The sequence below is a fragment of the Psychroflexus sp. ALD_RP9 genome (assembly GCF_017311165.1).
Classification (GTDB): Bacteria; Bacteroidota; Bacteroidia; order Flavobacteriales; family Flavobacteriaceae; genus Psychroflexus.
The window spans coordinates 623,627-639,669 of sequence record NZ_CP062973.1; the positions used below are offsets into that span (position 1 = coordinate 623,627).

Annotated in this window: 17 protein-coding genes; 6 read left to right on the top strand and 11 right to left on the bottom strand. The window is 32.2% G+C overall.

Annotation, left to right across the window (positions count from 1 at the left end; all coding sequences use genetic code 11):
• The first annotated feature begins 1 nt into the window (after position 1).
• The 4 genes from IMZ30_RS02900 to IMZ30_RS02915 are packed head-to-tail and all read left to right on the top strand — an operon-like array spanning position 2 to position 2,189.
• On the top strand, positions 2-331 hold the full coding sequence (locus IMZ30_RS02900) for a MerR family transcriptional regulator (protein WP_207039048.1): 330 nt from the start codon (positions 2-4) through the stop codon (positions 329-331).
• A gap of 1 nt (position 332) precedes the next feature.
• Positions 333-935: a LemA family protein gene (locus IMZ30_RS02905; protein WP_207039049.1), complete on the top strand. Its 603-nt coding sequence runs from the start codon at positions 333-335 to the stop codon at positions 933-935.
• Positions 936-938: 3 nt separating this feature from the next.
• Entirely contained in the window at positions 939-1,379 is a 441-nt protein-coding gene (locus IMZ30_RS02910) for a TPM domain-containing protein (RefSeq protein WP_207039050.1), read from the top strand.
• 3 nt (positions 1,380-1,382) lie between these two features.
• Positions 1,383-2,189: a TPM domain-containing protein gene (locus IMZ30_RS02915; protein WP_207039051.1), complete on the top strand. Its 807-nt coding sequence runs from the start codon at positions 1,383-1,385 to the stop codon at positions 2,187-2,189.
• A gap of 90 nt (positions 2,190-2,279) precedes the next feature.
• Here the strand turns inward: IMZ30_RS02915 and IMZ30_RS02920 are convergent, their stop codons facing one another.
• From IMZ30_RS02920 to der, 3 genes are read right to left on the bottom strand one after another with little or no spacing between them, the layout of a single operon-like run.
• Positions 2,280-2,486, bottom strand: coding sequence for a helix-turn-helix transcriptional regulator (locus tag IMZ30_RS02920; RefSeq protein WP_207039052.1), 207 nt, complete (start codon positions 2,484-2,486; stop codon positions 2,280-2,282).
• Complete coding sequence (locus IMZ30_RS02925; protein WP_207039053.1) at positions 2,476-2,943, bottom strand: hypothetical protein; 468 nt, start codon at positions 2,941-2,943, stop codon at positions 2,476-2,478. Before IMZ30_RS02925 ends, IMZ30_RS02920 begins: the two co-directional genes overlap by 11 nt.
• Positions 2,944-2,997: 54 nt before the next feature.
• Positions 2,998-4,299, bottom strand: coding sequence for a ribosome biogenesis GTPase Der (der, locus tag IMZ30_RS02930; RefSeq protein ID WP_207039054.1), 1,302 nt, complete (start codon positions 4,297-4,299; stop codon positions 2,998-3,000).
• Between the two features lie 111 nt (positions 4,300-4,410).
• Between der and IMZ30_RS02935 the strand changes: the two genes are divergently transcribed.
• Positions 4,411-4,920: a hypothetical protein gene (locus IMZ30_RS02935; RefSeq protein ID WP_207039055.1), complete on the top strand. Its 510-nt coding sequence runs from the start codon at positions 4,411-4,413 to the stop codon at positions 4,918-4,920.
• Here IMZ30_RS02935 and era read toward each other — a convergent pair.
• The 4 genes from era to rimP all read right to left on the bottom strand — a co-directional run bounded on the left by era (position 4,913) and on the right by rimP (position 10,404).
• Positions 4,913-5,803: a GTPase Era gene (gene era, locus IMZ30_RS02940; RefSeq protein ID WP_207039056.1), complete on the bottom strand. Its 891-nt coding sequence runs from the start codon at positions 5,801-5,803 to the stop codon at positions 4,913-4,915. The genes IMZ30_RS02935 and era overlap by 8 nt on opposite strands.
• 76 nt (positions 5,804-5,879) lie before the next feature.
• Complete coding sequence (infB, locus tag IMZ30_RS02945) at positions 5,880-8,636, bottom strand: translation initiation factor IF-2 (RefSeq protein WP_207039057.1); 2,757 nt, start codon at positions 8,634-8,636, stop codon at positions 5,880-5,882.
• A 54-nt stretch (positions 8,637-8,690) separates the two neighbouring features.
• Entirely contained in the window at positions 8,691-9,926 is a 1,236-nt protein-coding gene (nusA, locus tag IMZ30_RS02950) for a transcription termination factor NusA (protein ID WP_207039058.1), read from the bottom strand.
• Between the two features lies 1 nt (position 9,927).
• Positions 9,928-10,404 carry a ribosome assembly cofactor RimP gene (rimP, locus tag IMZ30_RS02955; RefSeq protein WP_207039059.1) on the bottom strand — a complete coding sequence of 159 codons (477 nt, stop codon included), beginning with the start codon at positions 10,402-10,404 and terminating at the stop codon, positions 9,928-9,930.
• A 135-nt stretch (positions 10,405-10,539) separates the two neighbouring features.
• Here rimP and IMZ30_RS02960 point away from each other — a divergent pair, with 135 nt between their 5' ends.
• Entirely contained in the window at positions 10,540-11,376 is an 837-nt protein-coding gene (locus IMZ30_RS02960; RefSeq protein ID WP_207039060.1) for a universal stress protein, read from the top strand.
• Here the strand turns inward: IMZ30_RS02960 and IMZ30_RS02965 are convergent.
• The 4 genes from IMZ30_RS02965 to IMZ30_RS02980 form a co-directional block, all read right to left on the bottom strand.
• A complete protein-coding gene (locus tag IMZ30_RS02965) occupies positions 11,366-12,829 on the bottom strand; it encodes a hypothetical protein (protein ID WP_207039061.1) in 1,464 nt (487 codons plus the stop codon). The genes IMZ30_RS02960 and IMZ30_RS02965 overlap by 11 nt on opposite strands.
• A gap of 32 nt (positions 12,830-12,861) precedes the next feature.
• Positions 12,862-13,653 (bottom strand): universal stress protein, encoded by a 792-nt coding sequence (locus IMZ30_RS02970; RefSeq protein WP_207039062.1) that lies wholly within the window; start codon positions 13,651-13,653, stop codon positions 12,862-12,864.
• 64 nt (positions 13,654-13,717) lie between these two features.
• Complete coding sequence (locus tag IMZ30_RS02975) at positions 13,718-14,746, bottom strand: response regulator (protein WP_207039063.1); 1,029 nt, start codon at positions 14,744-14,746, stop codon at positions 13,718-13,720.
• Positions 14,739-15,995: a PAS domain-containing sensor histidine kinase gene (locus IMZ30_RS02980; protein ID WP_242529695.1), complete on the bottom strand. Its 1,257-nt coding sequence runs from the start codon at positions 15,993-15,995 to the stop codon at positions 14,739-14,741. The genes IMZ30_RS02975 and IMZ30_RS02980 overlap by 8 nt, the downstream gene beginning before the upstream one ends.
• Positions 15,996-16,043: the final 48 nt, after the last annotated feature.

The window sequence follows — 16,043 nt, forward strand, 5'->3', positions numbered from 1 at the left end:
CATGAAATTAAGTGAGCAACATAAGTTATACTACACCATTGGTGAGGTAGCAAAAGCATTTAAGGTTAACACTTCTCTGATTCGATTCTGGGAAAAAGAATTTGATGACATCAAGCCAAAAAAAAATGCAAAAGGCAATCGAAGATTTTCTCACGAGGATTTAAAAAAATTAGAACTTGTTTATCACTTAGTTAAAGAACGTGGATTTACACTTGAAGGTGCTAAAACTCATCTTAAAGAGCAAAGACAACAAACCTTATCAAAATTTGAAATGATCAGTAAACTAAAAAGCATAAAAGAAGAATTAACCGAGATAAAAAATAATTTATAAAATGAAAAAGTGGCTAATCCCCGTAGTTATAATTGTTCTAGTAGCAATTGGACTTTACAGCTGGACAAAAGGTTTTAATAATACAGCTGTAACTTTACAAGAAGATGCTAAAACCAAATGGAGTAATGTAGAAAGCGCCTACCAACGTAGAAGTGACTTAATCGGAAATTTAGTAAAAACAGTTCAAGGTGCTGCTGATTTTGAAAAGAGTACGCTAACTGAAGTTATTGAAGCTAGAGCTAAGGCAACTTCTGTAAATATTGATGCGGGTAATTTAAATGCTTCTCAAATTCAAAATTTTAGCAAAGCTCAAAGCGGATTAACTTCAGCATTATCTAAACTTTTAGTAAGTGTAGAGCGGTACCCGGATTTAAAATCGAATCAAAACTTTATGAATCTTCAAAACCAGCTTGAAGGTACAGAAAACCGTATAAATATAGAACGTAATAAATTTAATGAAACTGTAGGCAGCTATAACAAACACATTAAAATATTTCCTAACAGTATTTTTGCTGGCTGGTTTGGTTTTGAAGAAATGACACGTTATAAAGCCGATGAAGGCGCTCAAAATGCACCTGATGTTGAATTTGATTTTAACCAATAAGTTATGAGTGATTTATCTGCATACATCTCAAAAAAAGAAGAAAAATTAATTGTTAATGCCATAAAAACAGCAGAAAAAAATACTTCAGGTGAAATTCGCGTTCATATAGAAAAAAAATGTCCTGCTGATGATGCTTTTGATCGAGCTTTAGAAGTATTCGAAAAGCTAGACATGCATAAAACTGAATTGCAGAATGGTGTTTTACTTTACGTCGCCATCGAAGATCATAAATTTGTTATATGCGGTGATAAAGGTATTAATGATGTTGTTCCAAAAAATTTTTGGGAAAGCACTAAAGATATAGTAATTAGCAACTTTAAAATAGGAAATTACTGTAAAGGTCTAGTAGACGGTATCTTAAAAGCTGGAGAAGAACTTAAAGCACATTTTCCTTACCAATCTGACGATGAAAATGAACTCTCAGATCAAATTTCAAAAGCTTAGTTTATGCATTTTAAATCAACAAAAAATCTACTTGTATTAGTCGTCTTTACACTAATTACAGCAATTGGTTTTGCTCAATATACAATTCCAGAAATACCAAAGACTGAAACTGCGGTTTATGATAAAGCTGATATCCTTGACCAAGATGAAGAACTAGCGTTAACTAGAAAGTTAATTAGTTATGCTGACACAACATCAACACAAATTGTTTTTGTAAGTATAAAAAGTCTTCAAGGTGAAAACATTAACCTCTTAGCAGCCGAATGGGCAGAAAAATGGAACATTGGTCAACAAAAAAATGATAATGGTTTGATTATTTTGATGTCTGAAAATGATCGTGAAATAAGCATTCAAAACGGGTATGGCTTAGAACCTTACTTAACTGATTTAACAACTAGTACAATCATTAATCAAATTATTATTCCTGAATTTAAAAAAGCAAATTACTATAAAGGTTTAGACCAAGGAACCTCAGCCATCTTTGAAGTTTTAGCAGGAAAATTTGATCCTCAAAGCATTAAAAGTAAAAATAGTGACGTTTCATGGTCGTTTCTAATCTTTCCCATCTTAATTGTGATTGTCATTTTTATTATTGCATCACGTCGTAAAAACAATGGTGGTGGCTCAGGTGGTAGACGTTCAGGCTCACCCGATTTGTTTGATATATTAGTTTTAAGTAGTCTTGGTCGGGGTGGCTTTGGCGGCGGAAGTTTTGGCAGCGGTTCATCTTCAGGTGGTTTTGGTGGCGGATTTAGTGGTGGCTTTGGTGGCGGAAGCTTTGGTGGTGGTGGCGCTAGCGGTAGCTGGTAAATTATACCAAATCTCTCATAAAATAAGATAAATAAATAGTTTATATTGCCTTTATTTTTGTCTCATCTTATAGAATATTTGGTATTACTTCTATTGCTCGATTTCAAAAATTTCTTCAACAGTGGTTGTAAACACTTCAGCTATTTTTAATGCTAATAAAGTTGAAGGTACATACTTTCCTTTTTCAATAGCATTAATTGCTTGACGACTACTTCCAATAGCTTTAGCTAAGTCAGCTTGTGTCATATCTTTTTTAGCGCGCCAAACTTTAATATGGTTCTTAATTTTACCTTCCATTAGAGCTAAATTTTAATTTCAATTGAAACCTTGCAATAAATATAATAAGCAAGGTAAACATATTATAAACCATAACTGTAAAGAAATCTAGACCATGAACAAAAATAAATGCCAAAATTAAAATAGCGTAATTCACATAAACAGCCCAAACTAATGATGATAGACGAAGTTGAGTTATAAACTCATCTTCAATTTTTTCTTTAGAAAAGGCAACTAAAATTCCGCCCACAATAACAAAGATTCCCATTAAATCATTTAACATATTTTGAGGAGTCCATTTAAAAAATTCATTGTTTTCAGAATTTAAAACATCTGAAGTATAAAAACTAAGAAGTTTTACATCGAAAAAATCAGGTTCTAAATCGTTTGATAAAACCACGAAACCACCAATTATACCAATGCTAAAAATCAACCAACCTAATGGTTTTACAGAATTTGGAAAAAAATATGTTTGCATAGTCAATTATTTTATACCAAATGTAAATAATAATTTACATATGTCAAAAATAATTTACTTTTTTCGCATATAAACGGAAATCGGAACACCTGTAAAATTAAAATGCTCACGTAGTTTATTTTCTAAAAAACGTTTGTAAGGTTCTTTAACATATTGCGGTAAATTACAGAAAAAAGCAAATTGAGGCTGAGGAGTTGGAAGTTGCGTTATAAACTTGATCTTTACATATTTACCTTTTGTTGCTGGTGGTGGATAATTTTGAATAATTGGAAGTAACACGTCATTAAGTTCACGTGTTTTTATGCGCTTACTTCTGTTTTTATAAACTTCAACAGCAGTTTCTATAGCCTTATAAATACGCTGTTTATTTAATACTGATACAAAAACAATTGGTACATCTATGAAGGGAGAAATACGGGCTTGAATAGCTGCCTTGTACTCTTTCAATGTGTTAGTATCCTTTTCTATTAAGTCCCATTTATTAACAAGAATTACAATCCCTTTTCTGTTTTTATCAGCTAGCCAAAAAATATTTTGTACTTGACTATCAAAACCGCGATTTGCATCTAAAATTAAAATAATTACGTCTGAGTTCTCGATAGCACGAACACTTCTCATAACGGAGTAAAATTCTAAATCTTCTTTTACTTTAGCTTTACGTCTAATACCAGCCGTATCAACTAATTTAAAGTCGAAACCAAAACGATTAAATCGCGTGTCGATTGCATCACGGGTTGTTCCAGCAATATCTGTTACAATGTAGCGGTCTTCGCCAATTAGAGCATTAATGAATGAAGATTTACCAGCGTTAGGTCTACCTACAACGGCAAATTTAGGCAACTCATCAAAGTCATCTACAACGTCTTCAGGAAGAGCTTCAACAACTTGGTCAAGTAGTTCACCAGTTCCGCTTCCATTAATTGCTGAAATACAATAAATTTCACCTAAGCCTAAGTTGTAAAATTCAACTGCATCTAAGCGTGCTTTGTTAGAGTCTACTTTATTAACCGCTAAAACTACTGGTTTATCGTGCTTTCGAAGTAGTTTTGCCACTTCATTATCCATCGGAGTAATCCCAGAAGTAACATCAACTACAAATACAATTACATCAGCTTCATCAATGGCGAGTTCTACTTGCTTATCGATTTCTGCTTCAAAAACATCATCACTACCAACCACATAACCGCCGGTATCAATTAAGGTAAATTCTTTTCCATTCCAGTCAGATTTACCGTAATGCCGATCTCTTGTAACGCCACTTACAGCATCTACAATGGCTTCACGCCTTTTGATTAAGCGGTTAAAAAAAGTTGATTTGCCTACATTTGGTCGGCCTACTACTGCTACAATTCCCATGAGTGATAATTAATAATTTGCAAATTTACGTCATTATTTAGAGATATAGTTGAAATACTTGTGCTAAGCTCTAATTTTGAAAATTTATGTACTTTTAGGTTTTATAATTTTATGGTTAAAATTTTAAGTGTAGAAGAATTAAATGAGCAACTTCAGCTAAAACCTAGATTTAAAGTTGAAGTTAATGATGCTAATATTCAAAAACGTTTTTCAGCTGAGAAAAATCACCAATCTATAAGTAATGTGATCATCAAGTGTCTAGATGAGCATGTTTGGTTGTCTATTCCACCAATAGAAAAACGCTATTATTCACCACGTTTACATGTTGAAATTGAGCAACGTGAAAGACAATGTATTTTGCACTGTACTTTTGGTCCTGATCCTAACTTATGGACGATGTTTATGTTTGTACACTTTTTTTTAGGTTTAGCTTTTATTGGTGTGTTAACTTTATATTATACAAATACAACTCTAGGTAATTCTAATATTTTAGCCTACAGTTTGATGCTTACAATTGCATTGTTGTGGGTTGCTCTATATGTTTTTGCAAGGAATAACAGGCAAAAAGCCGCGCCACAATCAAAAATGCTGCTTAAAGTATTAACAAAAATAATTAGTTAGAAGAATTATCGTAACCAAAGCGTTTGAGTTGATTAGGATTACTACGCCAGTTTTTATTGACTTTTACATATAACTCAAGATGTATTTTTTTATCAAAGAATTTCTCTAAGTCTTTTCGAGCTTCAGTGCCAATACGCTTAATTCCTTTACCTTGATGACCTATAATTATACCGCGTTGTGAATCGCGCTCGACCATAATAATACTTCTGATCTTGATAATTTTATTAGATTCTTCGAAGGCTTCAGTTTCAACTTCGACACTGTAAGGTATTTCTTTTTTATAATGAACTAAAATGCGTTCTCTAATTTTTTCGTTAACAAAAAAGCGTTCAGGTTTATCTGTAAGTTGGTCTTTGGGATAAAATGCAGGAGATTCGGGAAGCAACTCAATTAATCTAGACTTAAGGTTATCGACACCGAAATTATTTAAGGCTGAAATGGCATATACCTCAGCATTTGGTAATTGTTGTTTCCAATACTCAATTTGATCTTCAACAAATTCTTGATTGTTTAAATCAATTTTGTTTAATAATAAAATGACTGGAATATCTGAATTTTGAAGTTTTATAAAAAAATCTTCATTTTTTAAAGCTTTTTCACCTGTTTCGACGAGATAAATCAGTACATCAGCATCTTGAAATGCTGATTTCACAAAATCCATCATCGACTCTTGCAAACTGTAAGCCGGTTTAATAATTCCTGGAGTATCACTAAATACCATTTGGTAATCATCATCACTTAAAATACCTAAAATTCGGTGACGTGTAGTTTGTGCTTTGTTGGTGATAATTGATAATTTTTCACCAAGAATAGCATTCATTAATGTTGATTTACCAACATTGGGATTACCAATTATGTTTACAAATCCTGCTTTATGTTTCATAATTAAATTTATTCAAAAAAATTGAGCTACCTTAATTTAAAGATAGCTCAATTTAATTAATTCTTTAAACCTTGTTTTATTTCAATTTCTTTTTGACTTCAACTTCTTGGTAAGCCTCAATAACATCGCCTTCTTTTAGGTCGTTGTAATTTTTTATCTGCATACCACAATCGTAGCCTTTAGAAACTTCTTTCACATCATCTTTAAAGCGTTTTAATGATGCTAGTTCGCCTGTGTAGATTACAATTCCATCACGAATTAATCTAATACCAGAATTTCTGTAAATTTTACCAGAAGTTACCATACAACCAGCGATTGTACCGATTTTAGAGATTTTAAATGTTTCTCTAACTTCAGCGTTACCAGTTATTTCTTCTTTAAGTTCTGGAGACAGCATGCCTTCCATAGCATCTTTAATATCGTTAATTGCATCGTAAATAATTGAGTACGAGCGGATATCAATTTCTTCTTTATCAGCAAGCATTCTTGCATTTCCTGCTGGTCTAACATTAAAGCCAATAATTACAGCATCGGATGCTGAAGCTAATAATACATCACTTTCAGTAATAGCACCAACACCTTTATGAATTATATTAACTTGTATTTCTTCAGTAGATAATTTTTGTAAGCTGTCGGTTAAAGCTTCAACAGAGCCATCGACATCGGCTTTTAGAATAATGTTTAATTCTTTAAAGTCTCCTAACGCAATACGTCTTCCTATTTCATCAAGTGTAATGTGTTTTTGTGTTCTTACACTTTGTTCACGTTGCAATTGTGTTCGTTTAGAGGCAATATCTTTTGCTTCACGTTCATCTCGCATCACCTGGAAGGTGTCACCTGCTTGTGGCGCTCCATCTAAACCAAGTAATGATACAGGTGTTGATGGCCCAGCTTCTTTAATTTTATGACCACGTTCGTCATGAATTGCTTTTACTTTACCGCTTGTGGTACCAGCTAAAACATAGTCTCCAACTTTTAACGTTCCTGATTGAACTAAGACTGTTGAGACATAACCTCTACCTTTATCTAAGAATGCTTCAACAACTGTACCTTTTGCTGTTCGGTTAGGGTTGGCTTTAAGTTCTAAGATTTCAGCTTCTAATAATACTTTTTCTAATAAGTCTTTTACGCCATCACCTTTTTTGGCAGAAATGTCTTGAGATTGAATTTTACCGCCCCAATCTTCTACTAAGAGGTTCATATTTGCTAAGGACTCTTTTACCTTATCTACATTGGCAGTAGGTAAATCGACTTTGTTTATTGCAAATATAATTGGCACACCAGCTGCTTGAGCGTGAGAAATAGCCTCTTTGGTTTGAGGTTTTACATCATCATCAGCAGCAATCACAATAATAGCAATATCAGTAACTTGAGCACCTCTTGCTCGCATAGCCGTAAAGGCTTCGTGACCTGGTGTATCTAAAAAGGCTATTTTTTGACCACCTTCAAGAACAACACCATAGGCACCAATATGTTGTGTAATTCCGCCACTTTCGCCAGCGATAACGTTTTCTTTTCTAATATAATCTAATAAAGATGTTTTACCATGATCGACGTGTCCCATTACTGTGACAATAGGAGCACGAGGTTCAAGATCTTCTTCATTTTCTTCAACATCTTCAACAGGTGCTTCAATTTCTGCAGTTACAAACTCTACTTCGTAACCAAATTCTTCTGCAACAACCGAAAGTGTTTCAGCATCAAGACGTTGGTTCATTGTAACCATCATACCAAGTGACATACAAGCTGAAATAACTTTAGTTACGGGAACATCCATCATAGAAGCCACTTCACTAACTGTTACAAATTCAGTTACCTTTAATACTTTACTTTCAAGTTCTTGTTGGTCGGTTTCATCTTGTGAACGCTGACGGTGTTGTTGACGTTTATCTTTTCTATATTTAGCACCTTTACCTTTATTAGATTTTCCTTGAAGCTTTTCAAGTGTTTCTCTAATTTGCTTTTGAACATCGGCCTCAGATGGCTCTTCTTTTACAACTTGTTTTTTCTTGTTGCCACCTTTAGATCTGTTATCTCTAAAGTTAGATTTATTAGGTGCGTTTTTGTTGATACGCTTACGCTTACGTTTTTTTGAAGCTGAGTTGTTTGAAGATTTTTTATCATCTTCTTTCTTTTTAGGCGTCTTTTTAAACTGATTTAAATCAATTTTTTGACCCGTAAAATTAGGACCTTTTAATTTTGTATACTGGGTTTCATGCTTAACATCTTCAACTTTTTCTTCTGAATCTTTTTTTGGTGATTCTGTCTTTGAAGTTTTTTCTGAAGCTTTTGAGGCTGAAGGATTATTTTGACTTGGTTTTTGAGCTGATTTTTTAGGCTGGTCTTTATTTGTTTTAGGCTTAGGCTTTTTGGCTGATTTGTCTAAGTCTATTTTACCAACTTGCTTTGGTCCAGATAGTTTTGTTCTGTTAGACTGTTTTTCTTTTTCCTCAGCCTCTTTTTTAGCTTTAGCTTCGGCTTCTTGAGCTTCTTGAGCCTTTTTGGCTTTTTCAGCTTCTGCAGCTTTTCTTGTGGCTTCGGCTTCGCGCTTTGCTTCTTCTTCTTTTTTCTTTAGAAGTTCTTTTTCTCTTGCGAGCCTAAGTGCTTCTTTCTCTTTTTTGCGCTCTTCGCTTACTTCTTTAGATTCAACACGTTTAGATTTATCTGTCTCAAATTTATCAAATAAAACTTGATAAACATCTTCAGATATCTTAGTTGTGGGACGCGCCTCAATCTCGTAACCCTGAGAACCTAAATACTCGACAGCTCTATCAAGTGATATATTAAATTCTTTAAGTACCTTGTTTAATCTTTTTTGTTTTGCTTCAGCCATAAATTGCCTCTAATAATTCTATTTTAATATTCAACAAAGATGAGTTTAAAAAACTTATTCTTCAAACTCTTCTTTTAAAATTTTGATTACGTTTAAAATCGTTTCTTCTTCTAAGTCAGTTCTTTTTAACAAATCGTCGACTTCTAGTTCTAGTATACTTTTGGCTGTATCAAGGCCAATTCTTGAAAATTCGGCAATAACCCAATCTTCGATTTCGTCTGAAAATTCAGATAACTCAACATCTTCATCCTGAACATCATCTCTGAAAACTTCAATATCATAACCTGTTAATTTACAAGCTAATCTAATATTGTGTCCACCGCGACCAATAGCTTTAGAGACTTCTTCTGGTTTTAAAATAACCTCAGCGTATTTTTTATCTTCATTAAGTTTAATATCTACTATTTTAGCAGGACTTAAAGAGCGTTGTATGTAGAGTCTCGGATTAGTGGTGTAATTAATTACATCTATATTTTCATTACCGAGTTCTCTGACAATTCCGTGAATTCTAGAACCTTTCATACCTACACAAGCACCTACAGGATCAATTCTATCGTCATAAGTATCTACTGCAACCTTTGCCTTTTCGCCTGGCACGCGTACAGCATCTTTAACATTAATTAAACCATCAAAAACCTCAGGAATTTCTTGTTCGAATAATTTTTCTAAAAATTTAGGTGAAGTTCTAGATAAAATAATTGAAGGCTTATTACCCTTAAGCTCTACATGCTCTATAACACCTCGAATGTTATCTCCTTTTCTATAAAAATCTGAAGGAATTTGATGATCTTTAGGAATCACCAACTCATTACCTTCATCATCGAGTAAAATAACTACATTACGTCTAACATGATGAACTTCTGCTGAATAGATCTCACCTATTAGTTCTTTAAAGTGCTTGTAAGTATTTGTGCTATCATGCTCATTAATTTTAGAAATTAAATTTTGACGCAAAGCTAAAATTGCTCTTCGACCGAGTTGAAATAATTTAACTTCTTCAGAAACATCTTCTCCAACTTCAAAGTCTGGTTCGATTTTTTGTGCCTCGGAAAGTGATATTTCTTTGTTTTCATCTTCAACTTCACCGTCATTCACAACGATACGGTTTCTCCATATTTCAAGGTCTCCTTTGTCTGGATTTATAATAATATCGAAGTTATCGTCTTCACCATACTTTTTTTTCAGTGCGTTTCTAAACACATCTTCAAGTATAGCCATTAATGTAACTCTGTCTATTAATTTATCGTCTTTGAACTCAGAAAACGAGTTAATTAAATCGATATTCTCCATATCACTTTTTGTTAAAATTTATCATCACTTTTGCTTCAATTATATCTTGTAATGGGATTGTTTTAGTTTTTTGAACTGTATGTTTCCCTTTACCAATTGGTTTTGGCTCTCTTGCTTTCCACTGTAAAGAAATAATTTCATCTTTTACCTCAACCAAATCGGCTTTTATGGTTTGATCTTTTAGTTTTACTTCTAGCTTACGGTTAATATTTTTTTGAAATTGCCTTGGCAAACGCAAAGGTGAAGTAGCACCAAATGACGATACATCTAGTGAAAAATCTTCAATTTCACGGTCTAAATTGTGCTCAACAGCACGACTTAAAGCTATACAATCTTGTATTGAGACGTCTCGATCACCATCAATAACCAGTTTAATGTGGTTTTGAGAAGATATCTCAAAATCTACTACAAACAAATGCGTATGTTCCTCAAGTGCGTTATTAATTAAACGTTCTATATGTGAAGAGTCTAGTGCCATAAGCCTATAAAAAGAGGGGACAATTGTCCCCTCATATAATTAATCGATTGCAAATATACATATTTATTTTGATTTATAAAAAACAAAGCTTATTCGGAATATATTTTGTATTTTTAATTAAAATTTAAGATAGTAATGAATAAAATTTTAGTCCCAACAGATTTTTCTGAACAAGCCAATAATGCGTTAAAAGTTAGTGCTCAAATTGCTAAACAACATGATTGTGAAATTTACTTATTACACTTATTAGATTTACCATTAGATTTAATAGATCCCGTAAATGAAGGCGTTGGCAACGATTTACCTGAAGCTTTATTTTTTATGAAGCTGGCACACAAACGTTTTACAGAAACTTTTGAAGCTTTTGAGAAAGAACTTGAAGGTATAAAAGTTCATGAAACAGTTGAGTTTAATGAAGCCTTTGAAGGAATTTTAGAAATTTCTAAAAAACATGATTGCGATATGATTGTTATGGGCTCTAATGGCGCTGAGGGTTTAAAAGAAATATTTGTGGGTTCTAACACAGAAAAGGTTGTTAGGCATGCTGACATTCCAGTCTTAGTTGTAAAAGAAAGCTTAGACATATCAAAAATTAAAAGTATTTCATTCGCATCGAGTTTAAAATCTAGCCAAAAATCTACTTTTACCAAAGCCATTAATCTTGCGCAAAGTTTCAATGCTCAACTGAAGCTAGTTTACATCAATACACCAGAAAATTTTAAGACTACACGACAAATTAACGAACGTTTTGAAGCTTTTACAGAAGACTTAAACCTTGATGAGATTGATTTTAAGATTTATACAGACAAGTCTATTGAAGAAGGTATAAAAAATTACTCAGAAGACATTAATGCTAACATGATTAGTATTGGCACACACGGCAGAAAAGGAATTTCTCACTTCTTTAATGGCAGCCTTTCTGAAAATTTAGTTAACCATTCTAAACGACCTGTGGTTACATTTAAAATTTAAGTAAAGCTTTCTTTAAACCAGAATTTACAAAAGACCAAATAAAATTCCACAAAGATTTAGTTTGGTCTTTTTCTATATTTTCTAGATGAAGAGAAGTATTTAAAGACCGCTTGATCATTTTATTAGCCATTAAACTTACAAATTGGCGTTTGCGACCTTTATTATTATACAAAGTCACTTCAACATCAGATGAGTTTAAATTAAAAGTACCGCTAGCTGAATTATCTCGTGCCTTTATTTTAGTCTTAACCGAATTAAACTTACCTGAAATACCAGTTTTAACACTTTGCTCTAACAGTTCAGAAAAACGGCTTGCTAGAATATTTTGACCACTTACTTCAGCCGTAAAGTCTTCAGTTGAAGTCGATAAGTTATATTGTAACCCCAATTTAATTTTAGAAGCTTTATTAAGCTTAAATTGTGCGTTTAATCGAGCTAAATTAGATGATTCTGGTAAGTTCAGGTTATTTAAATTAGATAAAGTTAAATTCAAATCATTAAACACAACAGGCGCAAAATCTTTTGTAAGCTTATGTTTTTCTTCATAAGTAATAGCTGCTTTATTAACCCATAAGCTGTCAAGCATGAATTTAAATTTTAAATTTTGAAGCTGCTGTGCATAGCTCAGTTTTAAACTTTTGTCGTCTTTAAGCGTTTTATCTCTTGAAATTTTAAAATTTAAAGAATCTATCTCCAAAAGACTTAATCTTAAGTTAGAGAGCTTAGCATTTTTGAAATCGAATCCAGCTAAAGTTGAATTAACTGAAAAAGCTTCTAAGTGCATTAAATCTGTTTCATGACTAATTTGTTTACCGTAATCATGTTTAGAAAACAATGGTAAAATTTTGAATCGAGAAAGATTAAATAACTTATTTTTATAATCGAAATCACTCAGCTGAAGTTTTTGTAAATGATTAATTGGGTAGTTTAAAAAATCAAATCTTAAATAACTTATTTGTTCTAAATTGAAGTTATTATAATTATTAACCTGATTAACAAGTGTATTTATATTAACAAATGATGTTGTTTTTTTAGCATTATTAATTTTTAAATTAACCCTTTCAAGCTCAAGTTGATTTAAGCTTACTTTTTGGTTTTGAGACTGGCCAATCTCTTGATTGTCTTGACTATGTTTACGGTTTATGTTGACTTCAACCGAAGCTGTGTTAAGAAGCAAGTGGTCAATTTCAACTTGGCTGCCAGTTATTATAGATATGTAGCCTAAATTCAGCTTTACTTGTTCTGCATCAAGCTTTAATTTGGGTGACTTATAGTTCACCTTTTCAATCGATAAATCTCCTAATAAACTAATATTTAATTCAACAAAATTTAAGCCTTCAATATCGAGGAGTTTCTGTTCAGCTTTAAGTTTAATAAAGCTAAGACCTATAAAATACAGGCTAAAAACGATTATTAAAGTAATAAGCGGTTTTTTGTAACTGAATAGTTTCATAAGTGTTTAAAGATACACTTTATCTATAAAATTTAGCCATGTAAAAACAACATTGGTAAATTGTTGTGGCAAATTTGTTTTGCTGAATTGATTTTTGTCGAAAAAACCAGGTTGAAGACACTTAAATTTTTGGCTAACATCACGATAGTATCGTAACCAACACTGGCGCACTTTTTAGCAGAAGAGATATGGTTTTCTGAAATTTTTTGAATACCGATGTTAGATAATACTTCGTTGATTTTTTGCTTAGTAGTTAATTGTATTTGTGTTAATTCACGATTATTTTGCACTGAAAGCAAGTCTATATTTTTCTCTGAAAAATCATAAATTTCACTTAACACAGAAAATACTTTATGCTCAACATTAATAGAAAAATCTGTTGGAAGCAATAGCTTTTTAGGTGATTTTAAGCTTGTATTTTTAGATACCAATAAAACAGGACAATTAACCTTAGTAATAACATCAACTGTTTTTTTATCTAAGTCTAAATCGTCTTCGATTTGGTGTTGATGGCTATTACCAACAATAATTAAATCAATATCTTGGCTTCTAACGAAATCACGAATACTATCAAGGTATTGACCTTCAACAAAATAGGTATTTAATTGATGTAATGGATTGTTTTTACCTTTAAGAAACCTTAAATCTTTATTGAGTTTAGACTCAAAAATTGTATTGCATTTTCCGGAGCAAGAATCTCCAGAACACGGCTTTTTAACGTGCATTAACGTAATTTTCGCAGCCTTATCACGCAAAAGAATACTTGTGTACTTCATCGCGTGATTTGCAGTGCTTGAAAAGTCGGTTAATAATAAAACATTCATAAGCCTAAATATGGCTACAAATGTATTCTAGAGTTCTTAGTTTTTACATGACAAAAATCATGTTTTAGGAGATATTTTTAAGCGCTTCAAAATCGTTAATTTTAATATTTCTGCCTTCAACATCTATAATGCCTTCTTTTTTAAATGTAGACAAGGTTCTAATTAAACTTTCTGAAGCTATACCAGCTACTGCTGCTAAATCTGCTCTTGAGATTCTTATTTGTTTCAGTTTATTTTTCTTTAAACGCTCAGCAAACAGCAAAATAGTTTGTGCTGTTTTCTTTTTAACAGAACTGTATGCCATTTCTAACAGTTGTGTTTTAGTTTCATTAAGTGAGTCACCTAGAGTGTCAATAAACTCAAACATAACTTGCGGGCTCTGAACAAAGAAATTTTTAAAGTCGTCTAGTGATATTTCGTAGAGTTTGGTTTTTTCTAAAGCGGTTGCATTCTCTATAAAATTAGTGGTTTTGGTAAAGCTAATGTGCCCAAAGAAGTTATCATCTCTAAAAAGAGCTGTTGTTAATTCTTTACCATTTTCTTCAATTTGATGTGTTTTTACAACGCCATGCTCAATCAAGTATACTTTATTAGCTGTTTGTCCTGCCTCATAAATATGTTCGCCAGCTTGATAAACTTTAAGTTCAAAATCTTTTATTTTTTCTTTGAGAGCCTCAAAAGATTGTAAGTTATTGTTAGCTGAATTTTGTGATTGTAAGATTTTAGTTTTAGCTAAACGGCTTTCTATAGCGCTAATAAGTTCGTCTTCTTCGAAAGGTTTAGTTAAATAATCATCGGCACCAAGATCCATACCTTTTCTAATATCTTTATGATCGGTTTTTGCAGATAGAAAAATAAAAGGTATAGCTTGTGTTTTAGGGTTGTTGCTTACTGCCTTTAAAACGTCATAACCATCAACTTTTGGCATCATGATATCGCATACAATAATATCTGGCATAAAGCCTTCAACTTTTGTTATGCCAATTTCGCCATTTTGTGCTGTTTCTACTGTATAGTCTGAGAGCTCTAAAATTTCAGCTGTGTTCTCTCTAACTGTTTGGTCGTCTTCAATTAAAAGTATTTTTTTACTCATGTCTTTTTGGGATTTCAACGAAGAAGCTAGTACCTTGATTTTCTTCACTTTCAAACCTAATATGGCCATTTAAATTTTCTAAATGCACTTTTACAATATTAAGCCCTATGCCCGTACCTTGATTTAGAAGAGCATTTTCGGCTCTAAAATAGCGTTCGAAAATATGTTTATGATCTTTTTTTGGAATTCCCATTCCTTGATCTTTAACTTCAAATTTAATGAGTTTAGGATCAGTATTATCAATATTAAAATAAATATCGGTGTGCTCTGGTGAATATTTTATAGCGTTATTAAGTAGGTTAGATAAAATTAACTCTAATACATTTTTATCTTGACGTAAAATAAAGTCTTGTATTTGTTTAGGATAATGTAAATCTTGACCGTCTTTTAATGTAATATTGGCGCTATAAACCACCTCATTAATAAGATTAACCAGGCTAAATTCTTCAAATTTATAGGTTACTTTACCAGATTCTAAGCGTTCTACTGAAAGAAAATCGTTTAAAATACCGGTTAAATAATGTACCTTATTTTTTATAGTTTTAAGATGCTTCTCACGTTTTTCTTGTTGTTCTTTTTCGGTGTATTTACCTATTAAAGTAGTTGATGTTAATATACCACTTAGCGGTGTTTTAAATTCATGTGAAACCAAAGATAAAAACTTGGTTTTTAGGTCATTAAGCTCACGCTCTTTTTGAAGCGCATCTTTTGTTTTGGCTTCAGCAATTTTACGTTTTTTGATTTCTTTTTCTAAAGTTTTGTTGAGTTTAGTGAGCTCTTCTATAGAAAATTGAAGCTCTTTAGTTCTTGATTTTACCTTGGCTTCTAGTTCTACATTTAACTGCTCAATTTCTTCCTCGTTTTTTTTACGAAGTGTAATATCAGTAATTAATGACATTACATAACGTTCCCCATCAAACTCAAAAGGATTTAAACCGGCTTCTACTGGAAATTCAACTCCATTTTTTTTCACTCCATACAAATCACGACCTATACCCATTTGTCGTTTTTTAGACTTATTCATAAATTGGTCTACATGCTTGTGATGGTTATGATGGTATTTTTGGGGTATTAATATATCAAGTTTTTTACCAATAAGTTCGGCTTTAGAATAACCAAACATTTCAGCTGCAGAGGTATTAACTTCAATTATAATTTGCTTTGTGTCAACTACCAAAACACCTTCAGAAATACCTTCAAAAAGAAGTTTAAAAACTTCAATATCTTTAGAAATTTTATTGTTGTTCAATAGGTGATTTTTGTTAACAAATATAAGCGTTATTTCAGAAAATTTGAA